The sequence below is a fragment of the Candidatus Bipolaricaulota bacterium genome, from assembly GCA_021159055.1.
Classification (GTDB): Bacteria; Bipolaricaulota; Bipolaricaulia; order UBA7950; family UBA9294; genus S016-54.
Genome location: JAGGSO010000123.1, coordinates 1 through 4,283, shown reverse-complemented (window position 1 = coordinate 4,283; position 4,283 = coordinate 1). Strand labels below are relative to the sequence as shown.

The window sequence follows — 4,283 nt, the reverse complement described above, 5'->3', positions numbered from 1 at the left end:
TCAGACCCCAAAAGACAGGTATTTCAGCTCCGCTTTTTGCCTGTGGGAAATATTTATATAGAACATCAAATATATCATTTTTAGCCAAAAAGAGCAACATCTTAATATAATCCAATGTCCTTAATAATGTTGCATTCATATTGCGTTTCAACAGAGGTATAAAAATGAAGGAAGTTGTATTGAAAGTTTCGGAAGCCCTTTCACAGGATGTGGGCTCGGGCAGAGCGCGCCTCGACGGAAAAACAAGGCTTGAGTTAGATGTGACTCCGGGAGATATAATAGAGATAGAAGGCAGTCAGAAAACATCGGCGGTTGTCTGGAGAGCTCGCCCCATGGACGAAGGGAAAGGAATAATCAGAATAGACAATCTCACCAGAAAAAATGCAGGTGTCGGAATGGGTGACAAAGTGATTGTAAGAAAAATAGTTCCCAGGGTGGCAAAGAAAGTCATAATGGCTCCTGCAATCTCTCAGGGCCAGAAAATCCAGTTCGGCCAGGGCATCGAGCATTTAGTAAAGAGAGGATTGCTCAAAAGGCCCATCAGTGCAGGAGATACGGTGGTAATACCTGGCATCGCACTATTCGGAAATTCGCTTCCATTCGGCGTTATAAGAACAGAGCCCAAGGAAATTGTCACGATCGGCGAGGAAACAGAAGTTATTGTCAAAGATGAGCCCATAAAAGAGGAGTTGCTCAATGTGCCCCAGGTGAGCTACGAGGATATAGGCGGCTTGAAAGGCGAGATAATGAAGATAAGGGAAATGATTGAACTTCCTCTTAAGCACCCCGAACTGTTCAAGCGGCTCGGCATAGACCCGCCAAAAGGCGTCCTGCTTCATGGGCCTCCCGGAACAGGAAAAACGCTGATTGCAAAGGCGGTTGCAAACGAGTCGGGAGCAAACTTCTTTACCATAAATGGCCCTGAAATAATGAGCAAGTTCTACGGGCAGAGCGAGGAAAATTTACGGAAGACGTTCGAGGAGGCAGAAAAAAATGCACCTTCCATAATTTTCATTGACGAAATAGACGCCATAGCATCAAAGAGGGAGGAGGTCCATGGCGAGGTGGAACGCCGCGTCGTTTCGCAGATGCTCACGCTTATGGATGGGCTGAAAGGAAGAGGAAAGGTGATTGTGATAGGCGCCACCAATAGAATCGATTCAATAGACCCTGCCCTCCGCCGCCCCGGCAGATTCGACCGAGAAATTGTTGTGGATGTCCCGGACAGGGATGGCCGAAGGGAAATCCTGGAAATACATACGAGGGGCATGCCAAAGGCAAAGGACGTTGATATTGATTATCTTGCCGATATAACCTACGGATTTGTGGGTGCTGATCTGGCTGCGCTTGCAAGGGAAGCTGCCATGAACGCTTTGCGAAGATACCTGCCCGAGATAGACCCTGACAAGCCCATACCTACAGAAGTGCTTCAAAAAATGGAAGTGGTGATGGACGATTTCAAAGATGCTCAACATTCCATCGAGCCGTCTGCCCTGCGCGAGGTGATGATAGAAATACCAAAGGTGAAATGGGAAGATGTCGGCGGTCTTGAAGACGTCAAAAAGCGGTTGAAGGAGGCAGTTGAATGGCCTCTGACAAATCCGGAGTTGTTCAAAAAGATGGGCATACGACCCCCGAGGGGTATACTGCTGTACGGGCCGCCGGGCACGGGGAAGACAATGCTCGCCAAAGCTATTGCAAATGAGTCAAATGCAAATTTTCTCTCCATAAAAGGGCCTGAGGTGTTTTCCAAGTGGGTAGGAGAGAGCGAAAAAGCATTGAGGAACCTATTCAAAAAAGCAAAGCAGTCGTCCCCGTCAATTATATTTCTTGATGAGATAGATGCACTTGCCCCAAAAAGAGGGATGTATGACGGAACAAGGGTAACTGACACGGTTGTAAACCAGCTCCTGACCTCAATGGATGGAATTGAGGGCATGGAGGACGTTGTGATTATAGGCGCAACAAACAGGCCCGATATCATCGACCCGTCCTTCCTTCGCCCCGGCAGATTTGACGAACTCATTCTCGTGGGGCAGCCGGACGAGAAGGCGAGAAAGGAAATTTTCAAAATACACATGAAAGATATGCCCATTGCTAAAGACGTTGACGTGTCGGAGCTTGCAGAGATGAGCGAGGGTTATGCGGGCGCGGACATAGAGGCCGTCTGCAGAGAGGCGGCAATGACGGCGCTGCGGGAGGACAGAGATACAAAGGAAGTAAGAAGAGAGCATTTCATGAAAGCTTTTGAGACTGTCCGTCCGTCCATAGACGAAGAGATGATAGATTACTACAAAGAAATCGCAAAGAAACTGGGAAAAGCCATAACAAAGAAGGAAATTGTAGAGGGCATGGAAGTGATGTAACCCTGCCTTTTCATACCTTTCTCTCCCCCAAATTTTAGAGGAGCATGGCGATAACTATTTAAAACAAAAACATATTTACATATTGGAGGCAAGATAAACATGAAAGAAGCAAAAAAGAGCAAGAAAATATTTTTGGGGGCGATAGCGATAGTTGCCATGATGACAATAAGCGCCATTCCAGCATTGAGTATATCCAATGATTCAGTGCAGGCAACAAACGCTCACGTTATACACGCGATAGATAAACCGATGCCAAATGCAGGAACGCTCACAGCCGGTGATGTTCTTATCTCATCGGACAATCCTGATGGGGATGACCAGCATCCTTCCGTTGCTGTAAATTCGGAGGGAACAATAGCGGTCACATACGAAAAAGCGCCGAGCATTCTTCAGACAACAACACCGATTGTATACTCAACAGATCATGGTCAGACATGGACTACGAAATTTGAAATTGACTCTACAATGATAAGCGGCTCAGGAGTGCTTGTCAATCCGAAGATAATATACAATTCAGATACCGACGAGTTCTTTTATATCGGAACAGACCCCATGGCTGAATACGGTAATTTCCAGGGATGGATACAGGGAGATATTGCATCTGCAGAGGACATAGAATACTTGATTGCATGGAGCAGCACTCAGCAGGTTGAGAGTGCATCAACACATGTTGGACCGTGGATGGTAATTCTGAACGTGGATAGCGATTACAACGAGCAGGGACTGGGCCTGATGTATCTGTATTATGACCATGATGACCAGTCGTACAAATGGCCAAGCGATATGGGATATGGAGCAGCTGGAGGATATTATGATGGCGAATCCATCACAGACACAAGTCCTGCAAGCAACGTAGAAATTAATGCCGGCTCTCAGCGCATGTACTTTGTCTTAGAGCACGAGAACGACTCAACAGGCAGGAGCGAAATAATATACAAAGAAACAGTCACTGATCTGGATCCCAATTCAGATACATGCCTGTTCACAGGTGGCGGCGGCCCGGGCGGAATGGATAAGTATTGCGATGTGGAAGTATGGCCATGGCAGGGAATTCTTGTGAGCAACGAACTTCACGAATACAAGGACCCGGATGTTGCTACCTCAGGAAGCAATGCAGTGGTTGTATACCAGACAAACGACAACATATACGGAGATTATGACATACACTGCACATACACTCATGATAACGGCGAAACCTGGACAACAGTTCCTGTTATAGAGAACCACCCGGCAGATGATACAAATCCATCGGTCTATATGAGCGGCAATATGGTTTACTGTGTATATGTCAGCAGCGGAAACCTTTATCTCATAAAATCTGAAGATGGCGGAGCAACTTGGGGAACACCCGAGCAGGTTAACAGTCAGGACGGGACGGTTGTTGCAGAGCCAAGAACTGCAGAGGTTACTGCTGGTGGTATCGTCTGGACAGACAACAGGAATGGACATAAGGACATATACTATGCTCCACTGCCAATGCCAGTAATAGGTATCCCAAGCATATCTGGAGGAATGGGAGTTAAGGCAACTGTGGCAAACTCAGGTACAGAGGATGCAAGTAGCGTAGACTGGTCAATACAGCTCAGCGGGCTCATATTTGTGGGCAAGGAAGCAACGGGAACAATCGACACACTGGCAGCAGGAAGCGAAACAACAATAAGCACAGGGCTTGTCTTTGGAATAGGGCCAACAACCATAACGGTGACTGCTGGCGGAGCATCCAAGACGGCAAGCGGCTTCGTGCTCGGACCTCTTGTATTGGGAGTTAAGTAAAATAACTCCTCTTTTTCCCTTTTTCATTTTTTGAAAATTTTTGATTTAGATTTTTGAATCTACCTACCTCTGCATTCACCTTTATAGAAAAGTATTAAATGCCCTTTTTGCATTGCATTTCCATGCCACTAACTGAAGTTGTTT

2 protein-coding genes are annotated in these 4,283 nt (G+C 46.6%); both read left to right on the top strand.

The features are described 5' to 3' along the window. Positions 1-164: 164 nt before the first annotated feature. Positions 165-2,366: a CDC48 family AAA ATPase gene (locus tag J7J55_06420; GenBank protein MCD6142335.1), complete on the top strand. Its 2,202-nt coding sequence runs from the start codon at positions 165-167 to the stop codon at positions 2,364-2,366. Positions 2,367-2,465: 99 nt separating this feature from the next. Next, positions 2,466-4,139 carry an exo-alpha-sialidase gene (locus J7J55_06415; GenBank protein ID MCD6142334.1) on the top strand — a complete coding sequence of 558 codons (1,674 nt, stop codon included), beginning with the start codon at positions 2,466-2,468 and terminating at the stop codon, positions 4,137-4,139. Positions 4,140-4,283: the final 144 nt, after the last annotated feature.

Bases quoted from the DNA above. Each gene is read 5' to 3' on its own strand.
- J7J55_06420 (MCD6142335.1), top strand. From the start codon at position 165: ATGAAGGAAGTTGTATTGAAAGTTTCGGAAGCCCTTTCACAGGATGTG.
- J7J55_06415 (MCD6142334.1), top strand. From the start codon at position 2,466: ATGAAAGAAGCAAAAAAGAGCAAGAAAATATTTTTGGGGGCGATAGCG.